25 protein-coding genes and 1 pseudogene are annotated in these 26,252 nt (G+C 61.8%); 15 read left to right on the top strand and 11 right to left on the bottom strand.

Features of this window, described 5'->3' with window-relative positions:
- Nucleotide 1: 1 nt before the first annotated feature.
- From glgC to AC1PUL_RS02115, 11 genes are all read left to right on the top strand, one after another.
- Nucleotides 2-1,261 carry a glucose-1-phosphate adenylyltransferase gene (gene glgC / locus AC1PUL_RS02165; RefSeq protein ID WP_480466410.1) on the top strand — a complete coding sequence of 420 codons (1,260 nt, stop codon included), beginning with the start codon at nt 2-4 and terminating at the stop codon, nt 1,259-1,261.
- A gap of 8 nt (nt 1,262-1,269) precedes the next feature.
- Entirely contained in the window at nt 1,270-2,709 is a 1,440-nt protein-coding gene (gene glgA / locus AC1PUL_RS02160; protein WP_480466409.1) for a glycogen synthase GlgA, read from the top strand.
- Nucleotides 2,710-2,712: 3 nt separating this feature from the next.
- Complete coding sequence (locus AC1PUL_RS02155) at nt 2,713-4,341, top strand: alpha-D-glucose phosphate-specific phosphoglucomutase (RefSeq protein WP_480466408.1); 1,629 nt, start codon at nt 2,713-2,715, stop codon at nt 4,339-4,341.
- Nucleotides 4,342-4,457: 116 nt separating this feature from the next.
- A complete protein-coding gene (locus AC1PUL_RS02150) occupies nt 4,458-4,817 on the top strand; it encodes an ArsR/SmtB family transcription factor (protein ID WP_480466407.1) in 360 nt (119 codons plus the stop codon).
- A 10-nt stretch (nt 4,818-4,827) separates the two neighbouring features.
- On the top strand, nt 4,828-5,337 hold the full coding sequence (locus AC1PUL_RS02145) for an arsenate reductase ArsC (RefSeq protein ID WP_480466406.1): 510 nt from the start codon (nt 4,828-4,830) through the stop codon (nt 5,335-5,337).
- A 5-nt stretch (nt 5,338-5,342) separates the two neighbouring features.
- Entirely contained in the window at nt 5,343-6,044 is a 702-nt protein-coding gene (locus AC1PUL_RS02140) for an aquaporin (RefSeq protein WP_480466405.1), read from the top strand.
- Nucleotides 6,041-6,466 carry an arsenate reductase (glutaredoxin) gene (arsC, locus tag AC1PUL_RS02135; protein ID WP_480466404.1) on the top strand — a complete coding sequence of 142 codons (426 nt, stop codon included), beginning with the start codon at nt 6,041-6,043 and terminating at the stop codon, nt 6,464-6,466. Before AC1PUL_RS02140 ends, arsC begins: the two co-directional genes overlap by 4 nt.
- Nucleotides 6,441-7,169 (top strand): arsenical resistance protein ArsH, encoded by a 729-nt coding sequence (gene arsH / locus AC1PUL_RS02130; RefSeq protein ID WP_480466403.1) that lies wholly within the window; start codon nt 6,441-6,443, stop codon nt 7,167-7,169. The genes arsC and arsH overlap by 26 nt, the downstream gene beginning before the upstream one ends.
- An 82-nt stretch (nt 7,170-7,251) precedes the next feature.
- A complete protein-coding gene (glgX, locus tag AC1PUL_RS02125) occupies nt 7,252-9,210 on the top strand; it encodes a glycogen debranching protein GlgX (protein ID WP_480466402.1) in 1,959 nt (652 codons plus the stop codon).
- Between the two features lie 88 nt (nt 9,211-9,298).
- Complete coding sequence (locus AC1PUL_RS02120) at nt 9,299-9,787, top strand: MaoC family dehydratase (RefSeq protein WP_480466401.1); 489 nt, start codon at nt 9,299-9,301, stop codon at nt 9,785-9,787.
- A 20-nt stretch (nt 9,788-9,807) separates the two neighbouring features.
- Nucleotides 9,808-10,866, top strand: a complete 1,059-nt coding sequence (locus AC1PUL_RS02115; RefSeq protein ID WP_480466400.1) for a DUF2332 domain-containing protein — start codon at nt 9,808-9,810, stop codon at nt 10,864-10,866.
- Nucleotides 10,867-10,869: 3 nt separating this feature from the next.
- Here AC1PUL_RS02115 and AC1PUL_RS02110 read toward each other — a convergent pair whose 3' ends face one another.
- The 5 genes from AC1PUL_RS02110 to AC1PUL_RS02090 all read right to left on the bottom strand — a co-directional run bounded on the left by AC1PUL_RS02110 (nt 10,870) and on the right by AC1PUL_RS02090 (nt 16,725).
- Nucleotides 10,870-11,295: a type II toxin-antitoxin system VapC family toxin gene (locus AC1PUL_RS02110; protein WP_480466399.1), complete on the bottom strand. Its 426-nt coding sequence runs from the start codon at nt 11,293-11,295 to the stop codon at nt 10,870-10,872.
- Nucleotides 11,296-11,596: 301 nt separating this feature from the next.
- Nucleotides 11,597-12,151, bottom strand: a complete 555-nt coding sequence (locus AC1PUL_RS02105; protein ID WP_480466398.1) for a sarcosine oxidase subunit gamma — start codon at nt 12,149-12,151, stop codon at nt 11,597-11,599.
- Nucleotides 12,144-15,137: a sarcosine oxidase subunit alpha gene (locus tag AC1PUL_RS02100; RefSeq protein WP_480466397.1), complete on the bottom strand. Its 2,994-nt coding sequence runs from the start codon at nt 15,135-15,137 to the stop codon at nt 12,144-12,146. Before AC1PUL_RS02100 ends, AC1PUL_RS02105 begins: the two co-directional genes overlap by 8 nt.
- Nucleotides 15,134-15,454, bottom strand: coding sequence for a sarcosine oxidase subunit delta (locus AC1PUL_RS02095; protein WP_136538109.1), 321 nt, complete (start codon nt 15,452-15,454; stop codon nt 15,134-15,136). Before AC1PUL_RS02095 ends, AC1PUL_RS02100 begins: the two co-directional genes overlap by 4 nt.
- Before the next feature lie 17 nt (nt 15,455-15,471).
- A complete protein-coding gene (locus AC1PUL_RS02090) occupies nt 15,472-16,725 on the bottom strand; it encodes a sarcosine oxidase subunit beta family protein (RefSeq protein ID WP_480466396.1) in 1,254 nt (417 codons plus the stop codon).
- A gap of 304 nt (nt 16,726-17,029) precedes the next feature.
- On the opposite strand from AC1PUL_RS02090, the gene rpsU reads away from it, so the two are divergent.
- Both rpsU and AC1PUL_RS02080 read left to right on the top strand, forming a co-directional pair.
- A complete protein-coding gene (gene rpsU / locus AC1PUL_RS02085; protein ID WP_006726944.1) occupies nt 17,030-17,254 on the top strand; it encodes a 30S ribosomal protein S21 in 225 nt (74 codons plus the stop codon).
- Nucleotides 17,255-17,392: 138 nt separating this feature from the next.
- Nucleotides 17,393-18,259: a tetratricopeptide repeat protein gene (locus tag AC1PUL_RS02080; protein ID WP_480466395.1), complete on the top strand. Its 867-nt coding sequence runs from the start codon at nt 17,393-17,395 to the stop codon at nt 18,257-18,259.
- 133 nt (nt 18,260-18,392) lie between these two features.
- On the opposite strand, the gene AC1PUL_RS02075 is transcribed toward AC1PUL_RS02080, so the two are convergent.
- Nucleotides 18,393-18,617 carry an aa3-type cytochrome c oxidase subunit IV gene (locus AC1PUL_RS02075; protein ID WP_298468541.1) on the bottom strand — a complete coding sequence of 75 codons (225 nt, stop codon included), beginning with the start codon at nt 18,615-18,617 and terminating at the stop codon, nt 18,393-18,395.
- 516 nt (nt 18,618-19,133) lie between these two features.
- Here AC1PUL_RS02075 and AC1PUL_RS02070 point away from each other — a divergent pair.
- Nucleotides 19,134-19,709 carry a TRAP transporter small permease subunit gene (locus tag AC1PUL_RS02070; RefSeq protein WP_480466394.1) on the top strand — a complete coding sequence of 192 codons (576 nt, stop codon included), beginning with the start codon at nt 19,134-19,136 and terminating at the stop codon, nt 19,707-19,709.
- Nucleotides 19,702-21,526 (top strand): annotated as a pseudogene (locus AC1PUL_RS02065) (TRAP transporter large permease). The gene AC1PUL_RS02070 and the pseudogene AC1PUL_RS02065 overlap by 8 nt, the downstream one beginning before the upstream one ends.
- 150 nt (nt 21,527-21,676) lie before the next feature.
- Here the strand turns inward: AC1PUL_RS02065 and AC1PUL_RS02060 are convergent.
- From AC1PUL_RS02060 to AC1PUL_RS02040, 5 genes are all read right to left on the bottom strand, one after another.
- Entirely contained in the window at nt 21,677-22,783 is a 1,107-nt protein-coding gene (locus AC1PUL_RS02060; protein ID WP_480466393.1) for a TRAP transporter substrate-binding protein, read from the bottom strand.
- 224 nt (nt 22,784-23,007) lie between these two features.
- Nucleotides 23,008-23,487, bottom strand: coding sequence for a hypothetical protein (locus tag AC1PUL_RS02055; RefSeq protein ID WP_480466392.1), 480 nt, complete (start codon nt 23,485-23,487; stop codon nt 23,008-23,010).
- Between the two features lie 74 nt (nt 23,488-23,561).
- Entirely contained in the window at nt 23,562-24,524 is a 963-nt protein-coding gene (locus AC1PUL_RS02050) for a 2-hydroxyacid dehydrogenase (RefSeq protein ID WP_480466390.1), read from the bottom strand.
- Nucleotides 24,525-24,582: 58 nt separating this feature from the next.
- On the bottom strand, nt 24,583-25,599 hold the full coding sequence (locus AC1PUL_RS02045; RefSeq protein WP_480466389.1) for a LacI family DNA-binding transcriptional regulator: 1,017 nt from the start codon (nt 25,597-25,599) through the stop codon (nt 24,583-24,585).
- Between the two features lie 76 nt (nt 25,600-25,675).
- Nucleotides 25,676-26,206 (bottom strand): MarR family winged helix-turn-helix transcriptional regulator, encoded by a 531-nt coding sequence (locus AC1PUL_RS02040; protein ID WP_480466388.1) that lies wholly within the window; start codon nt 26,204-26,206, stop codon nt 25,676-25,678.
- Nucleotides 26,207-26,252 lie beyond the last annotated feature (46 nt).

Raw genomic sequence — 26,252 nt, 5'->3', positions numbered from 1 at the left:
TATGACCGAAAAAACGGCACGGAGCCTGTCGCGTGATGCCATGGCCTATGTTCTGGCCGGCGGGCGCGGCAGCCGCCTGAAGGAATTGACGGACCGGCGCGCCAAGCCCGCCGTCTATTTCGGCGGCAAGGCCCGCATCATCGATTTTGCCCTCTCCAATGCGCTGAACTCCGGTATCCGCCGTATCGGTGTGGCCACCCAGTACAAGGCCCACTCGCTGATCCGCCATCTGCAGCTCGGCTGGAACTTCTTCCGCCCCGAGCGCAACGAGAGCTTCGACATCCTCCCGGCTTCGCAGCGTGTGTCCGAAACGCAGTGGTATGAAGGCACCGCCGACGCCGTCTATCAGAACGCCGACATCATCGAATCCTACGCGCCGGAATACATGGTCATCCTCGCGGGCGACCACATCTACAAGATGGACTACGAGCTGATGCTGCAGCAGCACGTCAATTCGGGCGCGGATGTCACCATCGGCTGCCTGGAAGTGCCGCGCATGGAGGCAACCGGCTTCGGGGTAATGCATGTCGATGCGACCGACCGGATCATCGATTTCGTCGAAAAGCCTGCCGACCCGCCGGGCATCCCGGGCAATGAAGATTTTGCGCTCGCCTCCATGGGTATCTACGTCTTCCAGACGAAATACCTGATGGAACTGCTGCGCCGCGATGCCGCCGACCCGGATTCGAGCCGCGACTTCGGCAAGGACATCATCCCCTATGTGGTGAAAAACGGCAAAGCCGTCGCCCATCGCTTCGCCCAGTCCTGCGTCCGCTCAGACTTCGAACGCGAACCCTACTGGCGCGACGTCGGCACGATCGATGCCTATTGGCAGGCCAATATCGACCTGACGGATATCGTTCCCGAGCTCGACCTCTACGACAAGTCCTGGCCGATCTGGACCTATTCCGAGATCACGCCGCCCGCCAAGTTCGTCCATGACGACGAAGGCCGCCGCGGCTCGGCGATCTCTTCGCTGGTTTCGGGCGACTGCATCATCTCCGGTTCGGCCCTCTACAAGAGCCTGCTGTTCACCGGCGTGCGGGCGAATTCCTATTCCCGCCTCGAAGGCGCGGTCGTCCTACCGAAGGTGCAGATCGGCCGTCATGCGCGTCTCACCAATGTCGTCATAGACCATGGCGTGGTGATCCCGGAGGGGCTGATCGTTGGCGAGGATCCGGAAATGGATGCCAAGCGCTTCCGCCGCAGCGAAAACGGGATTTGCCTCATCACACAGTCGATGATCGACAAACTGGGTTAGTCACTCCCATGAAGGTCCTTTCGGTCGCCTCCGAACTTTATCCGCTGATCAAGACCGGAGGCCTCGCCGACGTCGCGGGCGCGCTTCCCATCGCGCTCGCCGCCCATGGTATTGAGACGAAGACGCTGATCCCCGGCTACCCGGCTGTGATGAAGGCGGTGAAGAAGCCGAAGAAGGTCCACGAGTTCGAGGATGTGCTCGATGAGCGGGCGACCCTACTTGAGGTGAGACACGAAGGCCTCGACCTGCTGATCCTCGATTGCCCGACACTCTACGAGCGGTCTGGCGGTCCTTATCTCGACACCCAGGGCCGCGACTATCCCGACAACTGGAAGCGCTTTGCCGTGCTCTCCAAGGTGGGCGCCGAGATCGCGGCGGGCTTGCTGCCCAACTTCAAACCCGACCTCGTCCATGTACATGACTGGCAGGGTGCACTGGCCCCCGTCTACATGCGGTACGCCGAGGCCCCGGAAGTTCCGAGCCTCATCACCATCCACAACATCGCCTTCCAGGGCCAGTTCGGCGCGACGCTCTTTCCCTATCTCGGTCTGCCCGGCCACGCCTGGTACGAAGCGCTCGAATATTACGGCACGATCAGCTACCTGAAGAGCGGCCTTGTGACCGCCCACGCACTCTCCACCGTCAGCCCCTCCTATGCCGAGGAAATCCTGACGCCGGAATTCGGCATGGGGCTCGATGGGGTCATCGCCAGCCGCGCTGCCGATCTCTACGGCATCGTCAACGGCATAGACGCCGAGACCTGGAACCCGGCCTCCGACCCGCTGCTCACCAGCCACTATTCCGGTACCGCTCTGAAGAAGCGCGCCGGCAACCGGGCAGCCATGGTCGAGCGCTTCGCCTTCGATGGCGATGACGGCCCGATCTTCTGCGTCATCTCGCGCCTCACCTGGCAGAAGGGTCTAGACCTGCTGCCGGAGGTGATCGACGACATCGTCAATGCCGGCGGTAGGCTCGCCATCCTCGGCTCCGGCGAGAGCGGCATCGAGGCTGCCCTGCAGGGTGCCGCCGCCCATCATCGCGGCCGCGTCGGCATGGTGCTCGGTTATGATGAAGGCCTCTCGCATGTCATGCAGGCCGGCTCCGACGTCATCCTCGTGCCCTCGCGCTTCGAGCCCTGTGGCCTGACCCAGCTTTACGCCCTGCGCTACGGCTGCATTCCGCTCGTCGCCCGCACCGGCGGCCTCGCCGACACCATCATCGACGCCAATGAAGCGGCTCTTGCTGCCGGTGTCGCCACAGGCGTCCAGTTCGCACCCGTCACGGCGGACGCCTTCCGCCGCGCCATCCGCCGCACGCTCCGCCTTTACAGTGACCAGCGTCTCTGGTCGCAAATGCAGAAGCAGGGCATGAAATCCGACGTCTCCTGGACCAGGAGCGGCGCGACCTATGCCGAACTTTATCAACGCCTCGTCTCGAAAGGCCAGTAATCGATGATCTCGACCGTCTCCACGAAACCCTATGCGGACCAGAAGCCCGGCACATCGGGACTGCGCAAGAAGGTTCCGGTCTTCCAGCAGGAGAACTATGCGGAGAACTTCATTCAGGCGATCTTCGACAGCCTGGAAGGCTTTGAAGGCCAGACGCTGGTGATCGGCGGCGACGGCCGCTACTACAACCGCGAAGTCATCCAGAAGGCGCTGAAAATGGCGGCCGCCAATGGTTTCGGCAAGGTCCTGGTCGGCAAGGGCGGAATCCTCTCGACGCCAGCCGCCTCGCATGTCATCCGCAAATACAAGGCCTTTGGCGGCATCGTTCTCTCGGCCAGCCACAATCCCGGCGGCCCGACCGAAGATTTCGGCATCAAATACAATATCGGCAATGGCGGCCCGGCACCGGAAAAGATCACCGACGCGATCTTCGCCCGCACCAAGACAATCGACAGCTACAAGATCGCCCAAGTCGCCGACATCGATCTCGACACCGTCGGCAGCTTCGATCTCGCCGGCATGACCGTCGAGGTGATCGACCCGGTCACCGACTATGCCGACCTGATGGAAACCCTCTTCGACTTCCCGGCCATCCGCGCGCTGATCTCGGGCGGCTTCCGCGTTGTGATCGATTCAATGAGCGCCGTCACCGGCCCCTATGCCGTCGAGATCCTCGAAAAGCGCCTCGGCGCGCCCGCCGGTTCCGTGCGCAACGAAGTCCCCCTGCCAGACTTCGGCCACCACCATCCCGATCCGAACCTCGTCCATGCCAAGGACCTTTATGACGATGTCATGAGCGCCGACGGCCCGGACTTCGGCGCCGCCTCCGATGGCGACGGCGACCGAAACATGGTGGTCGGCAAGGGCATGTTCGTCACGCCCTCAGACAGCCTGGCGATGATCGCCGCCAACGCCACCTGCGCCCCCGGCTACAAAAACGGCATCGCCGGCATCGCCCGCTCGATGCCGACAAGTGCTGCCGCCGATCGCGTGGCGGAAAAGCTCGGCATCGGCATGTATGAGACCCCGACCGGCTGGAAATTCTTCGGCAACCTCATGGATGCCGGCAAGGTCACCGTCTGCGGCGAGGAAAGCTTCGGCACCGGCTCCGACCATGTGCGCGAGAAAGACGGTCTTTGGGCCGTGCTCTTCTGGCTCAACATCGTCGCCGCCCGCAAGCAGAGCGTGAAGCAGATCGTGGAAAGCCACTGGGCCGAATACGGCCGCAACTACTATTCCCGCCACGACTATGAAGGCGTCGATACGGACAATGCCAACGCCCTGGTCACCGCTCTGCGCGCCAAGCTCGACAGCCTGCCCGGCACCAGGATCAACGGCCTGACCGTGACCGCCGCCGACGACTTCGCCTATCACGACCCGATCGACCACTCCGTCTCGAAGAACCAGGGCATCCGCATCCTCTTCGAAGGCGGCAGCCGCATCGTCTTCCGCCTCTCCGGCACCGGCACCTCGGGTGCTACGCTGCGCCTCTATGTCGAACGCTACGAGCCCGACGCCAGCCGCCACGCAATCGAGACGCAGGCAGCACTCGCTGACCTGATCGCGGCAGCGGAAGAGGTGGCGGAGATCAAGCGCTACACGGGCATGAACGAGCCGACGGTCATCACCTGATCCCATAGAGGCCCTCTCTCACATATTGAAACCCCGGTGTCCTCGACGCCGGGGTTTTTCTGTGACTTCGGCACGACCCCAATTGACTCCCCAATCATATCCGTTATTCTGGATATATGGATGAAAAATCGACGATCGCGGCCCTTGCCGCCCTGGCCCAGCCGACCCGGCTGCAGACCTTCCGCCTGCTGGTGGCGCATGAACCCGATGGTGTGCCCGCCGGTGAGCTCGCGCGTCTGATCGGGGTGCCGCAGAACACCATGTCGGCGCATCTGTCGACACTCTCGCAAGCCGGGCTGGTCACAGGCGAGCGCCAGAGCCGCTCGATCATCTACCGCGCCGATCTCGACCGCTTCCGCGCTGTCGCGCTTTACCTGCTTAAGGATTGCTGCGGCGGCAATGCCAGCCTCTGCCAGCCGCTGATCGACGATCTCGCCTGCTGCAGCCCAAAGCTACAACCAACCCGCCCGAACTGAGAGACCGGCCATGTCCGACAAGATCTACAACGTGCTTTTCCTCTGCACCGGCAATTCCGCCCGCTCGATCATCGCCGAAGCGCTGCTCAACCGGCTCGGCCAGGGAAAGTTCAAGGCTTATTCCGCCGGTTCGCAGCCGAAGGGTGAGGTTCACCCCTACACGCTGCAACTGCTGAAGGGCATGAACTACGACACGAGCTTCGCCCGTTCGAAGAACTGGGACGAGTTCGCAATCCCCGGCGCGCCTGAGCTCGATTTTGTCTTCACCGTCTGCGACAACGCCGCTGCCGAAGCCTGCCCCGTCTGGCCCGGCCAGCCGATGACCGCCCATTGGGGCGTGCCCGACCCGGCCGCTGCAGAGGGTACGGATAGCGAGAAGCATTTCGCCTTCGCCGAAGCCTATCGCATGCTCAATCACCGCATCTCGATCTTTGTCAGCCTGCCGATGGCGAGCCTCGACAAGCTTTCGCTGCAAAAGCGTCTGCAGGAGATTGGTGCCGCCGAGCAGACGGCCAGCTGACGACCATGACCGACCTCCCCCGCCGCCTCACAGCCGAAGCGCTCGGCACAGCCATCCTGGTCGCCACCGTCGTCGGCTCCGGCATCATGGCCGATCGCCTGTCCGACGATGTCGCCGTGTCCCTACTCGGCAACACCATCCCGACCGGCGCCATCCTCTTCGTGCTGATCACCATACTGGGGCCGATTTCCGGCGCCCATTTCAACCCGGCGGTGACAATGGTCTTTGCCCTGCGCAAGGAGCTGGAGGCCTCCGCCCTACTGCCTTACATGCTCGCCCAGATCCTCGGTGGTATCGCCGGAACGCTCATCGCCCATGCCATGTTCGAGCTGCCGATCTTCCAGATCTCGGAGACGGTTCGCACGGGCTCTGCCCAATGGACGGCGGAAGCGGTCGCGACCTTTGGTCTGCTGCTCACAATCCTCGGCGGCCTGCGCTTCCGCCCAAAGGCCATTCCCATGCTGGTCGGGCTCTATATCACGGCGGCCTACTGGTTCACCGCATCGACCTCGTTCGCCAATCCGGCCGTGGCGATTGCCCGAAGCCTGACCAACACCTTTGCCGGTATCCGCCCGATCGATCTGACCGGCTTCATCCTCGCCCAACTGGTCGGCGCCCTTATCGCCGCCGCGCTGGCCGCATGGCTCTTTGCCGAGAGCCGCAACACAAATCCCCCTGTCGCCTCCGAAGGAACCGACCGTCCATGAACGTCACCATCTATCACAACCCGGCCTGCGGCACCTCGCGCAACACGCTCGACCTCATCCGCCATGCCGGCATCGAGCCCACGGTCATCGAATATCTGAAGACCCCGCCGAGCAAACCGGAACTGGCAAAGATGATCGCCGACTCAGGCCTCACCGTGCGGCAGGCGATCCGCGAAAAGGGCACGCCCTATGAGGAACTCGGCCTTGCCGATCCCGCCCTCTCGGACGACCAATTGCTCGACGCCATGATCGCGACGCCGATCCTGATCAACCGTCCGCTTGTCGTCACCGAGATGGGCACCCGCCTCTGCCGTCCGTCCGAAGTGGTGCTCGACATCCTTCCCGCCGACGCCTTCACCTCCGCCTTCGTCAAGGAAGACGGCGAGGCCGTGCTCGATGTGGAGGGCAAGCGCATTGTCTGACGTGAATGTAGACCTGCCCGCCGCCGATCTCGATCACCTGCGCCTGCCGGATCTGGAGGCGCTGCGGCGCCCCTTCTCCACCCACAAGCCGCGCATTCTGATCCTCTATGGCTCGGTCCGGCAGGTCTCCTACAGCCGACTGCTCGCCATGGAGGCCAAGCGCCTGCTGGAGCATTTCGGCGCCGATGTCAGGGTTTTCGATCCCTCCGGCCTGCCGCTCCCCGACGATGCGCCGGTAAGCCATCCCAAGGTGCAGGAACTGCGCGACCTTTCCGCGTGGTCGGAAGGCCAGGTCTGGGTGAGCCCCGAGCGCCACGGCACGCTGACGGGCATCATGAAGGCGCAGATCGACTGGATTCCGCTGTCCGTCGGCGCCATCCGCCCGACCCAGGGCAAGACGCTCGCGGTCATGCAGGTCTCCGGCGGCTCGCAGTCGTTCAACGCCGTCAATGCCATGCGCCTGCTCGGCCGCTGGATGCGGATGATCACCATCCCCAACCAGTCCTCCGTCGCCAAGGCCTGGCAGGAATTCGACGGCAATGGCCGGATGAAGCCCTCGTCCTATTACGAGCGCGTCGTCGATGTCTGCGAGGAACTGGTGAAGTTCACGCTTCTGACACGCGACATCTCCGACTACCTGACCGATCGCTACAGCGAACGCAAGGAAGCGGCGGTGAAATCGGTGAACGTCGCGGCCATGTAAGCGCAACCGCTCTGGCCGAGGATAGCCCGCCTGCTATTGTTCCCTCTGAGGCGAGCGAATCACACGGACCGCGAGGCGACCCATGACCATGCCTATGCTCGGAGCAATCATCGGCAAGACGGGTGCCGATTTCCGCCTCTGGTCGCATCATGCAAGCCACGTAGAGCTCTGCCTCTTCGATGAGCGGGGCGAGACCGAACTCGCCAGGCTTTCGATGACACGAGGCGATGGCGACGTGCACCACGTTTTCGTCGAGGGGATGAAGGAAGGCGCCCGCTACGGCTTCCGCATCCACGGCCCCTATGATCCGGGCGAAGGCCATTGGTACGATCCGTCCAAGCTGCTGGTCGACCCCTATGCGACCGAACTCGACCGCCCCTTCGTCTATGATGTCCGGCTCGGCCAGTTCGGCGTCGACACCGCCGCCCTGATGCCGAAGGCGATCCTGAAGGCCCACAAGCCGGTGAGACCGATGATGCCGCTCGGCGAGCGCAGCGGCTTCATCTACGAGGTCAACGTCAAGGCGCTGACCATGCTGCATCCGGATGTGCCGGACGCCCAACGCGGCACGCTCTCCGCCCTCGCCCACCCCGCCATCCTCGCCCATCTCAGGCGCATCGGCGTCGACATGGTCGAACTGATGCCGATCACCGCCTGGATCGACGAGCGCCATCTGCCCCCCCTCGGCCTCACCAACAGCTGGGGCTACAATCCCGTCGCGATGATGGCGCTTGATCCGCGCCTCGTGCCGGGCGGCGTGAAGGAACTGCGCGACACGGTCGCTGCCCTGCATGCCGAGGGCATCGGCGTCATCCTCGACCTCGTGTTCAACCATACGGGCGAAAGCGATGTCCACGGCACCACGCTCTCGCTTCGCGGCATCGACAACCGCTCGCTCTTCCGCCATGTGGCGGATGATCCCGGCACGCTGGTCAACGACACCGGCTGCGGCAATACGCTGGCCTGCGACCATCCCTTTATCCGCCGGCTGATCGTCGATACGCTGCGCCACTTCGTTCTGGCAGCAGGCGTGGATGGTTTCCGCTTCGACCTCGCCCCGATCATGGGCCGTCACTGGGACGGTTTTCATCAAGACGCCCCGACCTTGAAGGCCATCCTCGAGGACGAAGTGCTGGAAGACCGCATCCTGATCGCCGAACCCTGGGATATCGGACCGGGCGGTTACCAGCTTGGCCGCTTCCCGCCCGCCTTCCTCGAATGGAACGATCGCGCCCGTGACACCTTCCGACGCCACTGGCGGGGCGACGCCTGGACAACAGGCGATCTTGCAACGGCGCTCGCCGGTTCCGCCGATCTCTTCGCCCATGACGCCCACGGCCAGACTCGCAGCGTCAACTTCATCGCCGCCCATGACGGCTTTTCGCTCTACGATCTCGTCTCCTTTGAGCACAAACACAACGAGGCGAATGGCGAGGAAAACCGCGACGGCCACAACGAGAACCATTCCTGGAACAACGGCGTCGAGGGTGAGACATCCGACAAGGCGATCCTGAAGAAGCGCCGGCAGGATGTCGAAGCTCTGCTCTCGACGCTGTTTGCCAGCCGCGGCGCGGTGATGCTGACGGCAGGCGACGAGTTCGGCCGCAGCCAACGCGGCAACAACAATGCCTATTGCCAGGACAATACCCTCACCTGGCTCGATTGGTCCGGGGCAGACGAGGAGCTGATCGAAACCACCGCCCGCCTTGCCGCCATGCGCCAGCGTTTCTCCTGCTTCATGGACACAAGTGTGCTGACCGGCGATGGTGATGTCAGCTGGCTGAACACCGACGGCCTGCCGATGACGGTCGCCGACTGGGAAACGCCCGACCTCGGCGCCTTTACCATGGTGCTCGCGTCCATCGACCGCGAGACGGGCAAGGACTGCCATGTTGCCGTGCTCTTCAATCGATCACCTGAGCCGAGGGACTTCATGCTCCCCGCGCACGACAAGCGCAAATGGCGCCGCCTTGAGACGGGCCGAAGCGCCGCCAAGTTGACGGTGAAGGCACGCAGTGTCGATTTCTGGATCGAAACTTGAGTTTTTCCCCACCAGTGACGTTAGCCTCTTCCTCACGACATAAAGCGGCTGTAGCCTGCGGGAATTATTGAAGGATCAGGTTCTTTTCATGCCGCAAGAGATTTCGCTCAAGGACGTGCCGGGCCTCGTTGGAACCATAGTCGGCGTCTCCGACTGGATCACCGTCGACCAGCCGATGATCGACGCCTTTGCCGGCGCCACCATGGACCATCAATTCATCCATACCGACCCGGTGCGCGCAGCCGCCGAGACGCCCTTCGGCGGCACGATCGCCCATGGTTTCCTCACCGTCTCACTGCTGTCGGCGATGAACTACAACTGCCTGCCGAAGATCCGCGAGCAGACCATGGGCATCAATTACGGCTTCGAGAAGCTGCGCTTTCTGTCGCCGGTGAAGACGGGCAAGCGTATCAGGGGCTCCTTCAAGCTCGCCGAAGCCCGCTTTCGCGGCGCCGGCATGCTGATGAACACCTATGAGGTGACCGTCGAGATCGAGGACGAGCGCAAGCCGGCTCTGACAGCTGACTGGATCACCATTTCCCAATTCGACCCGAAGGATCGCCCGGAAGGCGTCTGACACGAAAGGCGCCTCAGACCATGAGCGACGACCGCAGCGAACTGATCCGCCAGAGTTTCCTGCGCCAGGCCAAGGCCTGCAGCGATCTCGGCTCCCCCTTCACCGCACGCCTCTGCACACTGGCGGCAGAGAGGCTGACCGGGCACAGCCATGTCGGGACAACCGTCCTCGGTTGGCCCGGTAATCCAGACGGCACCGGCGATGCACTGGCGCTTCGGCTCGCCGGCACGCTGCATGCGCTGGTCCGATCCGGCCAGGACCCGGCTTTGTCAGCCGTCTATCCGCCAAATGCCGTCGACGACGACACGCTCTGGGCCGCCGTGGAAGCCGCCTTGAGCCGCGACGAAGCCTTCATCCTGGAGCGCCTGACATCCGCCCCGCAAACCAACGAGGTGCGCCGCTCCTCCGCCCTGCTTCCCGGCTTCCTGACCATTGCGGCACTGACCGGCAAGCCGCTGAGCCTCTCGGAGGTCGGCGCCAGCGCCGGCCTCAACCTGCAATGGGACCGCTACAGCTATCAATTGAGAGCCTTAAGCTGGGGCAAGACCTCCGCCGTCGAGCTCGCCCCGCGCTGGGAAGGCCCGCCGCCGCCGCAAGCCGCAATCGATATCACCGAACGCGCCGGCTGCGATCTGAACCCGCTCGACCCAGCCTCGCAAGACGACCGCCTGCGGCTCTTCTCCTATATCTGGGCCGACCAGCAAGACCGCCTCGACCGCACGGCAGCAGCGCTTGAAATGGCCACCGAAAGCGGCCTGAAGGTCGAAAAGGCCGATGCCATCGACTGGCTGCGAAAACGTCTGGCAACGCCGCGCTCAGGGCTAACGCACGTGATCTACCACACCATCGCCTGGCAATACCTGCCGTCGGCGCTGAAGGCCGAAGGCGAAACGCTGATCGCCGCAGCCGGCGCCCGCGCGACGGAAGCCGCACCGCTCGCCCGCTTGCAGCTGGAGGCCGACGGCAAGCCCGACGGGGCAGCCATTCTGCTCACGCTCTGGCCATCACGGGAAACCCGCGAGATCGGCCGGGCGGATTTTCACGGGCGCTGGGTGAAATGGGTGGGATGGGAAATCTAGCGGTCAGCAGGGGAGTGTTTTCAGATAACCGCTACCTGAGATTTCAAGGATTGTTGCATCCCGAGTAATCAACGGCACATTCAGTACCCGAGCGGCAGCGATGAGATAGCAGTCGCCAGGATCCTTGTGGCCTGTATTCTCAACCACTTCGGCGGCTGCCAGTGCCACCGCAAGATCGATGGCAGCCACGCGTGCACCGAGAGACGAACATGAGTCTTCGAACCATTTGGGGAGAGACGTCGGACCCACAACAGGTGCATTGCTCTTTTTACGTGCGGCGAGAGCCAATTCCCAGGCAGAAATTGGCGAAACGAAGAGACTACTCGCGGTTTGGCTTCGCCCGATCAACAATGCTGCGTCAACGGATAGCTGAGTTGGCTCATGCACAAGCCAATACAGCACATGGGTGTCGAGAAGCGCACCCGTCATATCCTCAGGATCTGCCCTTGCGTTTGATCTTTGAGACTTGTTCGGCAATCGGCTTAGTCAGGTCGATGCCTTTTCGCAAGTTCAACGGCCTATCCTTCATGGCGCCAGCACCTTGAACCACAACGGTCTCACCGGTCCTAGGGTCACGAACAACCATCTCTGGAACTTTGCGCATCTTGTCCATAGGATATATGTAGCACGGGATCTGCTTAAAGACGAGATGCTTACGCTGGCACAACCATATCCAAAAAAGGCCGGGTCACCCCGGCCTCCTCAAATACCTGCACGAACACCCCGCCCCTCAGAGCGAGGCATCCTCCGCGCCCTCGGCGAGCATGCCAAACGCATACTCCGCAAACGACCGCCAGCATTCGACGCGGAAGGTCTCTTCCTCGACGCGATAGAGGATGATCTCGATCTTGCCGAAGACGGTGCGTGTCACCGCCCCCACCGGGAAGGCGGCAAGCGACAGATCCAGCGGGCAGGCCGCATTCAGGGTGTCGGCAGCGGCGGGCCCCGAGACGATGATTGCTGTGTTGCGGTGGGAGATGTCGGTCGCCGAATGAACCACGCCGGAGGCGGCGCAATCGGCCATCAGCGTGTCACCCTTCTCGTCGATCAGGAACCATTCGTCCGGACCGATCCAGAAGGCCGTGCGGCCCTTGGCCGAGGCGGACGTCTTCGGCTTTGTCGGAAGCTTCAGGCCCAGAGACTTCGAAAGACCGGCAACGCCATCTTCCGCAGTGCGCAGCGACACGCGGGTAGCCGGAAGCGCGGGCGTCAGCCGTACCTTGGCGCTGCCGCCGTGGAAGCCGGCAAGAACGGTCTTGCGGTCTGCAACAGACATATCAGCCATGGATGCGGCCTCCTTCCTTGTCAACGAACACCATGTCGGTGACTTCCACCGCGATGGTCTTGTCCTTCATCGGCACGTAAAGCGTCTCGCCCATGCGGGCACGTCCACCAGCCACCATGGCGATCGCAATCGAGCGACCGAGGTTTTCCGACCAGTAGGACGAGGTGACATGCCCGAGCATGGTCATCGGCTTCGGCTGGTTCGGATTGGCGACGATCTGTGCGCCCTCCTCCAGCACTTCGTTCGGATCCTTGGTGAAGATCCCGACCAGCTGCTTGCGGCCTTCCTTGACGAGGTCAGGCCGCTTCATGCCGCGAATGCCGACAAAGTCGGTCTTCTTCTTCGACACCGCCCAGGAAAGGCCGGCATCGTCAGCCGTCAGGGTGCCGTCGGTGTCCTGACCGACGATGATATAACCCTTCTCGGCGCGCAGCACGTGCATGGTCTCGGTGCCATAGAGGCAAGCACCAAGTGATTGCGCGCGCTCCCAGATCTGGCGGAAGACATCAGCACCGAAATCGGCGGGCACATTGACTTCGAAACCGAGCTCGCCGGTGAAAGAGACGCGGAAGAGGCGCGTCGGCACGCCGCAGAACTTGCCTTCGGCCACGCTCATATGCGGGAAGGCCTCGTTCGAGATGTCGATGCCCTCGACGAAAGGCGCGATGATGTCGCGCGCCTTCGGACCCTGGACGGCAATGACCGCCCATTGTTCGGTGGTCGACGTCAGCCAGACCTTCAGATGCGGGAATTCCGTCTGCAGATAGTCTTCCATGTGGTGCATGACACGCGGCGCACCGCCCGTCGTGGTCGTCACGTGGAAGCGATCCTCGGCGAGACGCCCGACGACGCCATCGTCATAGATGAAGCCGTCTTCGCGGGTCATGATGCCATAACGCGCCTTGCCGGGCTTCAGCGTTTCCCAGGCATTGGTATACATCAGGTTCAGGAACTCGGCGGCATCAGGCCCGACAACCTCGATCTTGCCGAGTGTCGAGGCGTTGAACACGCCGGCCGCCTCACGGACCGTCTTGCACTCGCGGTTGACGGCGGTATGCATGTCCTCGCCGGCCTTCGGATAATACCAGGCACGTTTCCAGTTGCCGACATCTTCATAGACGGCACCTTGGGATACTTCATAGGCATGCATCGGCGTCTTGCGCACGGGATCAAACAGCGCATCGCGCGAATGGTTGATCAGCGTGCCGAAGGTCACGGGCGTATAGGGCGCACGGAAGGTGGTGAGACCGACCTGCGGGATCTCCTTGCCCAGCACTTCGGCTGCAATCGCAAGGCCATGCATGTTGGAAAGCTTGCCCTGATCAGACGCCATGCCATTCGTGGTGAAGCGCTTGATATGCTCGATCGAATGCATGCCCTCGCGCACGGCCAGACGAATATCCTTGGCGCAGACATCGTGCTGGAAGTCGACAAAGGCCTTGACGTTGTCCTCGCGGCCGGCGCCTTCGGCAGCGCCGATCATGCCGCCGGTCCAGGCATGCGCATTGGCGCCCGAGAGCGAGACGGCTGGCGTCTCGGTCGCACCCGCAGCCTTGGCCGAGGAGAGACCGGCAGCAGTCGCCTCGTCGAGCAGCGCCTGCAGATCGTCGGTGCCGTTGCATGCGCCAACGCAGATGCAGTCCTGGGCATAGACATCCGGCAGGAAGCGCTGGTTGGCAGCATCGAACTTCAGCTTGCCGCGCGACTGCGAGAACATATGCACGGAGGGCGTCCAGCCGGCGCACATCAGGAGCGCATCGACCTCGATCTTGCGGCTTGCACCACCGCCATTGCGGCGAACGGTGATCGAGCGGACGCGCAGACGGCCGGCGGTATCGACCACGCCATGGCCGGTCAGCACCTCAATGCCGAGCGCGCGGGCCTCTGCCAGCACCTTGTCGCCCGGCTTTTCGCGCGCATCGACGATGACGGGCACGGAAACGCCGGCCTTCTTCAGATCGATCGCCGCTTCATAGGCCGAGTCATGCGCGGTGTAGACACCGACCTTGGCACCGACGGCGACGCCGAAATGGTTGAGATAGGTGCGGCCGGCAGCTGCCAGCATGATGCCGGGGCGATCATTGTTGGCGAAGACCATGTGGCGTTCGATTGCACCGCTGGCGATGATCACGCGCTTGGCACGCACCTGCCACAGCCGCTCGCGCGGCTGGTTCTTGGCGGGCTTGGCGACGTGGTCAGTGACGCGTTCAACCAGCGCGACGTAATTGTGGTTGTGATAGCCGAAGGCCGTCGTGCGCGAGAGCACGGTGACGTTCGCCATGCCCTTCAGCTTGGCAACGGTCGCTTGCGCCCAGTCCCAGCCGCTCTGGCCGTCGATGGTGGCGCCCGTGTCGAAGTGGAAGGCACCGCCCATTTCCGGCTGTTCGTCAACGATCATCACCCGCACGCCCGTCTGGGCGGCAGCCAGTGCCGAGGCGAGACCAGCGGCACCACCACCGATCACCAGCACGTCGCAATGGGCGTAACGGTTGGCGTAATGATCCGGATCGGCTTCTTTCGGCGCATGGCCGAGACCGGCGGCGCGACGGATGAAGGGTTCATAGATCTGGTGCCAGGCTGCCTTTGGCCACATGAAGGTCTTGTAGTAGAAGCCGGCAGCGAAGAAGGGCGACAGCAGATTGTTGACCTCGCCGATGTCGAGTGACAGCGACGGCCAGCGGTTCTGCGTCTCAATCTTCATCCCGTCGAAGACTTCCTGCACGGTCGCCCGAACATTCGGCTGGCGGCGAGCAGCGTCACGCGAGACGTCGAGCAGCGCATTCGGCTCTTCCGGACCTGCGGTCAGGATGCCGCGCGGACGGTGATACTTGAACGAGCGGCCGGCGAGATGCATGCCGTTGGCGATCATGGCGGAAGCCACGGTATCGCCTTCGTAAGCCGTCAGCGTACGGCCATCGATGGTGAAGCGGGCGGTCAGCGCTGGCGTCAGGCGCCCCTTGCCGGAGATACGGTTGGCAGCGCTCATGCCTTCTCTCCCTTGGTGACGGTTGCGGACTGAAGCGTCGCGGGATCGGGCATGGGTTCACCGGCCTTGTATGTCAGCAGGATCTTGTCGGAGATGGTGTCGCGGGCCGCATTGAAGAAGCGCCCACAGCCATGGATATGGCGCCAGCGCTCGAAGATGAGGCCCTTCGGGTTGTCGCGCAGGAAGAAGTAGTCGGCGAATTCCTCGTCGGTGATCGAGGCGATGTTTTCCGGGCGCGCGATATGCGCTTCACCGGCGGCGCGAAACTCGAGCTCGGCTCGCTCTTCTTCGCAATAGGGGCATTTGATGACCAGCATGATGGACGATCCCTAATTCAGTGCGCCACGGCAGCGGCGGCTGCCTCGTCGATGAGGCGGCCGGTGCGGAACCGGTCGAGCGTCAGGCCCTGAGCCAGCCTATGCGGCTCGCCCTTGGCGATGAGATGGGCAAAGAGGTTGGCAGACCCCGGCGTCGCCTTGAAACCGCCCGTACCCCAGCCGGCATTGACGAAGAGGTTCGGAACCGGCGTGACGCTCTGGATCGGCGAACGGTCGGCCGTATTGTCGGTGATCCCGCCCCACTGGCGCATCATCTTGACGCGACGGAACATCGGGAAGAGCTCGCAGATCGCATCGAGCGTATGCGTGATGATCTGCATGCCGCCGGTCTGGCTGTAGGAGTTGTACTGGTCGGTGCCGGCACCGATGACCAGCTCGCCCTTGTCCGACTGCGAGATATAGGCATGCACGGTGTTCGACATGACGACGCAGGGGAAGATCGGCTTCAGCGGCTCGGAAACGAGAGCCTGCAGCGGCGTCGAATGCACCGGAAGACGCACGCCCGCCATGCCCATGACGACGGAGGAATGACCGGCAGCCGAGACGCCGACCTTCTTCGCGCCGATGAAGCCCTTGGTCGTATCAACGCCGGTGACTCCACCATTCGGGCCGCGACGGATGCCGGTCACTTCGCAATTCTGGATGATGTGCACGCCGCGATCAGACGCTGCACGCGCATAACCCCAGGCGACAGCATCGTGACGCGCCGTGCCGCCGCGACGCTGGAGTGCTGCCCCATTGATCGGGTAGCGAGCGGTCTTCGAGATATCGAGCGGCGGGCAGAAGGCCTTGGCCTGCTCCGGCGTCAGCCACTCATTGTCGATGCCATAGAGATTGTTGGCATTCACATGCCGCTTGAAGGACTGCATGTCATGCACATTATGCGACAGCATCATCACGCCGCGCGGCGAATACATGACATTGTAGTTGAGGTCCTGGCTGAGGCCCTCCCAGAGCTTCAGCGAATGCTCGTAGATGTCCATGCTCTCTTCATAGAGATAGTTGGACCGGATGATCGTCGTGTTACGGCCGGTATTGCCCCCGCCGAGCCAGCCCTTCTCGATCACGGCGACATTGGTGATGCCGTGTTCCTTGGCGAGATAATAGGCGGCACCAAGACCATGGCCGCCGGCACCGATGATGATGACGTCATAGGACTGCCGCGGCTCGGGAGAGACCCATTGAGCCTCCCATCCCTTGTGGGCTCGCATGGCCTCACGGACAACGGCAAAGACCGAATATTTGCGCATTCGCCTTAAACTCCTGTGGTTCAGGCATGTGGGTAGGATGATACAGGTCGCAGATCAACCCACGACATGACGTCCGTTTTGCGACGCAATGTCATCCGTCTTTCGACACCTTCGATGAAGCACGGGTTATGGCGCAAATTTATTGATCGGACGCCTTGCACCATATGGACTTCACGGGGGTCTTCTGGTATTTCGCAGCCTAATCGCCGGACTCACGGGCCGGGCGAACTTATATGCTATTTCCGTCAATGTGACCTGCATCGACGGGAGATCCAACTCTAAGAACCAAAGGAACGGGATAAACGTGCAGGTACTAGTCCGCGACAACAACGTTGACCAGGCGCTCCGCGCTCTCAAGAAGAAAATGCAGCGCGAAGGTATCTTCCGCGAAATGAAGATGCGCGACTTCTTCGAAAAGCCGTCTGAGAAGCGTGCACGCGAAAAGGCTGAAGCTGTTCGTCGCGTCCGCAAGCTGGCGCGCAAGAAGATGCAGCGCGAAGGCCTGCTGCCGGCTGCACGCGGTCGCTGATCTGCCCCGATTTGGGCGTTTTCCTATGAAATGAGGGCGGGGGCGAGACGAATCGCCGCCGCTCTTTTGATATGCAACACAAACTTGCGCTGTCTGACGCCTACGAGGGGTTCTGGCGGCCGCCGGATGATGCGCCTCATGACGAAAACCTCCGTGCTTTTCCCCGCCTCCCACGCTTCGCGCTTGCCGCGCCTGGCGACTGCGGCAGCCCTGCTCGCCACGCTCACTTTGGCTGGCTGCGCCACGACAACGGAAACCACGGATGTCATTCGTCTCGACCGCGCCCAGGGCTCCGACGAAAACATTGCCTCGCTGACCGCCGTGATCCAGGCCAACCCGCGCGATCCGGAAGGCTACAACGTCCGCGGTTCTGCCTATGGCCGCGCCGGCCAGTTCAAGCAGGCGCTGGACGATTTCAACACCGCGCTCCAGCTGAACCCACAATTCTTCCAGGCTTATGCCAACCGCGCCCTCGTCTATCGCAACATGGGCAAGCCGGTCGAAGCCGCCGCCGACTACAACATGGCGCTGAAGATCAACCCGAACTATGACGTCGCCTATATCGGCCGTGGCAATATCTACCGCCAGGCCGGCCGCATCGACGAGGCCTTCGGCGATTTCAACCGCGCCATCCAGCTCGACACGACCGATGGTCGCGCCTACCACAATCGCGGCCTGATTTATCAGCTGCGCGGCGATCACGCCAAGGCGATCGAAGACTTCTCGAAGGCGATCTCGCTCTCGCCGCGCGCACCTGAGCCCTATAACGGTCGCGGCGTTTCCTACGTGGCGCTGAACGACGACGACAACGCATTCGCCGACTTCAACCTCGCAATCGAGTTGAACAACAACATCGCCGAAAGCTGGGCCAACCAGGCGCTCATCTACGAGCGCCGCGGCGACAAGGCCCGGGCCGCAAAGTCCTACGCGCATGCGCTTCGTCTCGACCCGAAATACGAGCCGGCCAAGCAGGGTCTGGCGCGGACGCGGGCCACGACGAGCTGACAGGCGACAGAGATTTGATCAAATGTGAGCGGCGGGGCAACCCGCCGTTTTTTTGTTCTGAGCCCATGCGCACAAACGAAAAGGGCGGCCCGTTTGCGGACCGCCCTTCACCTGACGTCGACTTGCGCGTCGATCAGCGCATGATGAAAACACCGGCGATCGACAGGATGATCCAGATGAAGAAGCCACCGATCAGGCCTGCGCCGCCGAAGAAACCGGCCGCCATGGCGATCATCAGAGCGACCAGAATGGCCGTGCCATACTTGGTGCCGGCAATGAAGAAGTCGTAGGTCTTCTCATGTTCCTTGTAGTCCATGGAAGCACCGGTTTCGACCGGACCGGAATGATGTTCGCTCATGTTCGATCTCCCCAATCGTAAGACTGCGGCACCACGACAGAATCGTAGAGGATGCCGGCGCAGGCTGAATTTTCGTCAGTTTCTCGCATACACAAACGTCAGCCGGAGCGCAATCGCATCTGCCCCTCATGGTCAACAATCGCGACCAGCACCCGCACCCACAGTTTTGCCGGCTGACGGCGGTCGGAGCGGCTGGCAAGATTGTCAGCAGCGGGCGGAAACTTATGATCTTCAAGGTCACAGGTTCGCTTAGAATTCAGCTGTGGGGAATTTGCTGCACTTCGCAGAGCGATGGAAATGCAGATCTGAGATCTCTGTTGCGATCAGGCAAATTCAGCGATCAGGAAGCGCTGGATTTGCGCCACTGCCCTTGCAGACACCCTCTGGATGCGATGAGCTCCCAGTCATCCAATCAACTTTGGTGGAAGTTCGCCGACCGCGCAAGCTGACCGGTTGCACGACCCAAAAGCCCATGCTCTAAGCTTCACTCGATAATAAGAAGGGGAGAGAGGTTCTATGCAGCTTCTATTGACAATCGCGCGAGCGATTGACGCTACCAATATCCTTGTCGGGAAGACTGTGGGATGGCTTCTGTTGGTCGCCGTCATCATCAGCTCCGGCAATGCGATCATCCGCAAGGCGTTCGATACCTCGTCGAATGCCTGGCTGGAAGTCCAGTGGTACCTGTTCGGTGCTGTCTTCATGCTGGCTGCGGCTTACACACTGCAGCGCAACGAGCATGTGCGCATCGACGTGCTTGCCGGTAAGCTCCAGAAGCGCACACGCGACTGGATCGACCTGCTGGGCCACATCTTCTTCCTTCTGCCATTCGCGCTGATGATGACCTATCTCGCCGTACCGTTCTTCTGGCGGTCCTTCACGTCGGGCGAAATTTCCTCCAATGCCGGTGGCCTGATCATCTGGCCGGCCAAAGGTGCCATTCTTCTCGGCTTCGTGCTTCTAACCTTCCAAGCCTTCTCCGAGATCATCAAGCGCTCCGCCATCATCCGGGGCGAATTGGAGGATACCGCTGGCGGCGGCCATGGATCTGCGGCCCCTGCCGACGAGACGAAGGAGGGCAACCATGCTTGATCTTTTCGCGCACAACCTGGCCCCCATCATGTTCATCGTCGTGATGAGCCTGCTGCTGCTGGGCTATCCTGTCGCCTTTACGCTCGCCGCCGGGGGCATGTACTTCTTCGTCTTCGGCGTCGAACTGAGCTACATCTCGCCTGAGATCAAGCTCTCCTGGCCGTTGGCCCAGGCCAATATGAACCGTGTCTTCGACATCATGCGCAACGACACGCTTCTGGCGATCCCGTTCTTCACCTTCATGGGATTAATCCTCGAACGGTCACGCATGGCCGAAGACCTTCTCGATACAGTCGGACAGCTTTTCGGCACGGTTCGTGGCGGCCTGGCATTTGCCGTTGTCATCGTCGGCGCGCTTCTGGCCGCGACCACGGGCGTCGTCGCGGCATCGGTCATTGCCATGGGACTGATCTCGCTGCCGATCATGATGCGCTACAACTACAATCCCGGCCTGGCGGCCGGCACGATCGCAGCGTCAGGCACGCTCGCACAGATCGTTCCGCCATCGCTGGTGCTGATCGTCATGGCCGACCAGCTCGGCCGTTCCGTGGGCGACATGTATCTCGGCGCCATTCTGCCGGCCATGATCCTGATCGGCATGTACTGCCTCTACATCTTTGCCGTGACACTGGTTAAGCCAGAATGGGCTCCTGCCCTGCCGCCTGAGGCGCGTCCGCTCGGCAGTGGTGGGAAATCTCTCTACATCATCTTGTTGGCAGCGATAGCCCTCTACACGCTCGCTTACTATTTTGTGTTCACCGAGTTGCGCTACGAGATCCGGGTCGTGTGGTCCGCCGTGTTGGCAACCGTCATTCCCTACCTGTTTGCCGTGGCAAACCGCCAGATGAAACTCGGCTTGCTGTCGAAGATGGCGGAGCAGGTGGTGATCGTTCTCATTCCGCCGCTTGCTCTGATCTTCCTGGTGCTCGGCACGATCTTCCTCGGCATCGCCACCCCTACGGAGGGTGGTGCCATGGGTGCGGCTGGCGCTCTGGTTCTGGCAGCAGCAAAGGGTCGTCTGAACTATACGACTCTGTCGCAGGCGCTCGAACTCGACCGCCAAACTGGCAACGTTTGTGATGTTCATCCTGATCGGCGCCCGCGTCTTCGCACTGACCTTCTACGGAATCTCGGGCGATATCTGGGTCAAAGACCTGATGCTCGCCCTGCCGGGCGGCCAGACAGGCTTCCTGATCGTGGTGACGATCATCGTCTTCATCCTCGGCTGCTTCCTGGACTTTTTCGAGATCGCCTTCGTTCTCGTGCCGCTCCTGGTGCCGGTAGCCGAGCAACTTGGCATCGATCTGATCTGGTTCGGCGTCCTTCTTGGCTTCAACCTCCAAGTCGGGTTCCTGACGCCACCCTTCGGCTTTGCCCTGTTCTACCTGCGCTCGGTTGCTCCGACCAAGGCATGGCATGACAAGACGACCAATCGTATGATTGACCCGATCAGCACGCGCTCGATCTATGCCGGAACGCTGCCGTTCATTCTTATCAATATCGTGATGCTCGGTCTGCTCATCGCCTTCCCCGGCCTGGTCACCCACTACAAGACCGAGCCGGTTCAGATGAACCAGACGGACATCAACCAGCAGATCAACAATGCCGGTGGTGCAGGCTTCGGTCTTCCCGGAATGAGCCTCGATGGCGCACCTGCGCTGGGCCTTCCGGGACCCGGAGATGGCATGCCTGCGATGCCGAACTTCGGCGCGCCCGCAACGCCGCCAGCCAATGCACCGGCAGGTGGGGCGTCCCAGCCGGCACCCGGCGGCTTGCCGGGCCCCGGCGATGCTGGCGGCTTGCCTCGCTTCGACTAAGGCCAGAACGCACCTCGAACTGTGAAACCCGGCGCCACGCGCCGGGTTTCTTTTTTGCCTCGTCGCGACGCGTCACCGAGATACCGGCAACAAAAAAGCCCCGGGACTCTCGTCCCAGGGCCGCTTGATCGAGCGTCAGATCGCGAGAGCTTAGAGCTTGCCCGCGCGCTGCTGCAGCATCATGAAGGTATCGAAGCTGTATTCGGACAGCTGGAACCACAGATAACCATCGCCACGATAGCCCATGTAGGAATCGTGCAGCTTCTTGAACTGCGGGTTCTCTGCACTGATCTGAGCATAGACCTTGGTCGCCGCATCATAGCAAGCTTCCAGGATTTCGCGGCTGTACGGACGAAGCTGGGTGCCGTCAGCAACGAGCTGCTTCAGGGCAGCCGGGTTGAGGCTGTCGTAACGCGCCATCATCACACCGTTGGCGAGCGCCGAAGCACTCTTGACGATGCCCTTGTAGTTGCTCGGCAGTTCGTTCCACTTGTCGAGGTTGATCATGTTCATCAGGGTAACGCCGCCTTCCCACCAGCCGGGGTAGTAGCAGTAAGGCGCAACCTTGTTGAAGCCGAGCTTGGCATCGTCGTAAGGACCGACGAATTCAGCACCATCAATCGTACCACGCTCGAGAGCCGCGTAGATGTCACCGCCCGGGATGTTCTGCGGAACGACGCCGAGTTCGGAGATGATGCGTCCACCGAAGCCACCGATACGGAACTTCAGGCCCTGCAGGTCGGCAACCGTGTTGATTTCCTTGCGGAACCAGCCACCCATCTGTGCACCGGTGTTACCAGCCGGGAAAGAGATCATGTTGTTGGCGGCATAGAACTCGTTGAGCAGATCAAGACCGCCGCCCTCATAGAGCCAGCCATTGGTCATGCGCTGGTTCAGACCGAACGGAACGCCCGTGCCGAATGCCCAGGACGGATCCTTGCCGAAGAAGTAGTAGGACGCGGTATGCGCCATTTCGATGGTGCCGTCGCGAACGGCATCTGCACCTTCCAGCGCGCCAACGATTTCGCCTGCACCGAAAACCTGGATCTGGAAATTGCCGTCGGTCGCTTCGTTGACGGCTGCGGCGAAGACTTCAGCAGCGCCATAGATGGTGTCGAGCGCCTTCGGGAAGCCCGAAGAGCAGCGCCAGGTGATTTTCGGAGAACTCTGCGCGATGGCCGGTGCTGCAAGCACTGTGGACGCTGCCACACCTGCACCTGCCACGCTGGCCTTCTTGATAAATGAACGACGATCCATGAACTACCTCCCAAGTGTTGCCCCGCCGGTGGGCATCGTCGGCCCCTCCCGGCAGCGATGCGCGAGCTAACCATTTTGTCCAAAGCGTTTCAAGCGCTTGGGCGCTATTCTTTTGGATGAGAGCTTTCACTTGAACGTGCCTTTTTGGGCCGGACCGCGCTGTTAGCGCGAACATGAACACAAGTGACGTTCAAATCCGGTTCGGTGCGCCAGCGATGCCCTGTTCAAGGCAGCATCAGCAGGGCGAGATCGGCATCGGGCATGTCAGTCACTTCATAGGAAAAGTGTCGTCCGCGCGTGAGCATCAGCAATGTCGTGCCTGACGAGTCACTGATCGTCACGCTGCCATCCTCGTTCTGAGTCCAGGTCGTTGCCTGGGTCAGACCCGGCCACACAAGCGCGCAGTCGGGCGGGGCGAAGAAATCACGGCTTCGGCTGGTCAGCGCTGCACCGCGTTCGACAAGGCAGACGGTCTTGCGTTTGAAGTTCGAGACCGAAAAGACGGCGGGGGGCGAAACCGTGCCCGCATCCATGGGCGCCGAAAGCATTGGTGGCAAGGGAGCGGCCGAGGGGATGGTCCCGAGCACGATCGGATCAGGAGCCATGCGATCAGGCAGCTGAGGCGTTGCCCAGAAGGCAAGCCCGGCAGCCGACACACCAGCACATGCAATTGCGGTCGTCACAATGACGAGAGAAGCCTTCATTGCATCACCCCTCCGCTCGAAACCCAGCCCAAGAAGGATGGACCTCGAAACTTGCCGAAGGCTGAACTGCCGAATCAGTTTCGCGGATAGGGTGTTTCAGGAACAGGCGTGAGCGGTTGCCCCTTGTCGAACCAGGCGATGAGGTTGTCCGCGACGAGATCAGCCATGGCATTGCGCGTCGGCACCGAGGCGGACGCGACATGCGGCAACAGCGAGACATTCGGCAAGTCGATCAGCGCCTGTGGCACGCGAGGTTCATCGGCAAAGACATCGAGGCCCGCGGCAGCGATCGTGCCATTCTGGAGCGCCGAAATCAGCGCCGGCTCATCAACGGTCGAACCACGGCCGACATTGATGAGTACACCGTCACCTCCAAGAGCGGAGAGAACCTCTGCATTGATCGAACCAATGGTCTCAGGCGTCGATGGGACGATCGAGATGAGCACATCGACTGCCTGTGCCAAGCCCGTCAGCGTATCGTGATAGGCAAAATCGACATCCGTACGCGGGCGTCGTGTGTGATAGGCGAGTTCAACCTTGAACGGCAGCAGACGATTGGCAATCTCCATGCCGATCCGGCCGAGACCATGGAGACCGACCTTACGGCCCTTGAGCGAAAGCGGCGAAAGCGGAAAGGCTCCCTCCTTCTCCCAGCGACCATCCCGCAGGTACCGCTCAGCGAAATAGAACTGACGCATGGTGTTGAGAAGCAGCGCGATCGCCGTATCCGCCACTTCATCATTCAGCACATCCGGCGTGTTCGTCACGATCACCCCTGCCGCAGCGGCCGCCTGCACGTCAACGCCGTCATAACCGACCCCGAAACTGCCGATCACCTCAAGCTTCGGCAAGCGATCGATGAGCGAAGCCGGGAAGCGGCCAGAAACAGCAGCACCACGCACCTTCTCCAATTGACCCGGCTCCGCGCCGATGGCCGTGGCATCAGTGACCTCCAGAAGATCGAACCGATCCGCAAGACGGGCACGGACACGCGGATGAATACGGCCGGGAATGAGCACGAGTGGGCGATCGGACATGGCTGTCTCCTTGCAGGGCGCGGAAGATTGGCGAGCGGCATGCAAGCCGGCTTGAAGGCTACCGACGGTTCGGACCGGTCGATTGACGAATTCGCATCTCTGGCTTGATCAGGTGAATACCATCCGGCTCATGGCTACCGGCCAGCTTGTCGAGAAGCGCACGCGCCGCAAGCCGCCCGACCTCCGCCTGACCGTTCCAGACGGTGGTGAGCGACGGCGTCGCAATCGAGGCTTCTTCGAGATCGTCATAGCCGGTGACCGAAATATCCTGGCCGGGGATAAGCCCGGCACGGGCAATACCGTTCATCAGACCGATGGCGACGAGATCGTTCCAGCAGACGGCCGCCGTCGGCTTTTGCGGCAGCGACAGGAAATTGACGGCAGCTTCGAAGCCGCCCTGCTTCGTGCGCGGCCCGGGAATGCGAAGGCCCGGATCGACTTCGATCCCCGCCTTGCGCAACGCATTGACATAGCCCTGATAGCGGTCGCGTCCCGTCGACGTCTGATCGGTGCCGCCGATCATGGCGATGGAGCGATGGCCAAGGCCGATCAGATGATTGGTGGCAAGCGAGATCCCGTAGCTGTCATCACCGCGATAGATCGGCACATCGAGCCCATCCATGGAACGGGCGATAAAGATCGCCGGCATCCCATTGTTTTCCGCCAGCATGACGTCTTCCGGCGGCGTGCCGATGGCCGGTGACATGATCACACCGTCACCACCCAATTGCAGCAGCGTCTCGACGAACATGCGCTGCTTGTCGACGCTGTCATAGTGGTTGGAAAGGATGAAGGTGTGGCGGCTGCGGTCGAGTTCAGTTTCGATCGCCTTCAAAATTTCCCCGTAGAACGGGTTCATGATGTCATGCACGACGACACCGATGATCCCGGATCGAGATGTACGAAGGCTGGCGGCGCGGCGGTTGTAGATATAGCCGAGAGCCCGCGCCTGCTCCTTGATCTTCTCCCGCGTATCGACCGCAACCAGCGGGCTGTCACGCAGGGCAAGCGAAATGGTCGCCGTGGAAAGACCAAGCGTTTCCGCAATGGTCGAAAGCTTTACCTTCTGTGCCACGTTTCCTCCCTCGCAGCAAATCGGTGGGCGTTCGACCGCCCTTAAAAGATTTAATTAAACAATTTAATCCGCGATTTCAATCGTCGTCATCATCCGCCTGATCGGCGGAACGGACCACACTGTGGCCGGAAAGATTGCCTTCGATGATGGTCAGCAGTTTGACCAGCGTCTTCAGCTCCTTGCCGGAAAGGCCCTGGATCGCATGTGTCTCACAGGCCGATGTGGCCTCGGCGATACGCGCGACGCTGCCGCGCCCCTCATCCGTCAGATAGACCTTGGTCAGGCGACCGTCGCGGTCATCGGTTCGACGCATAACGAACCCCTGCGCCTCCATACGCCCGATGGTTCGTGTCATAGTCGGGGCTTTCACACCGAGCTGATGGGCCAGCGCTCCGGGCGTCTGACCGTCCTCCTGGGCAAGCAGTTGCACCACGCCATCCTGTCCGGGATAAAGCCCACTTTCGGCAAGACCGTGCGACAAACGCGTGCGCATGGCACGAGCGGCCTGGATGACGGCGCTGCTCAACACGCCGGAAGCCGGTGGCTCCTTCTTCTTGCCCTTCTTCTTTTCACTGCGGTCCTTGTCGGCCTTGTCCTTTTTCGCCATGACTCTCCCCGGTCGACAAACGCTGCGGCCCCACGGTACTCCGCCG

The organism is Rhizobium sp. P43 (assembly GCF_056730705.1).
Note: the sequence above shows the minus strand (reverse complement) of the source record. Positions and strands in the feature narration are given on the sequence as shown.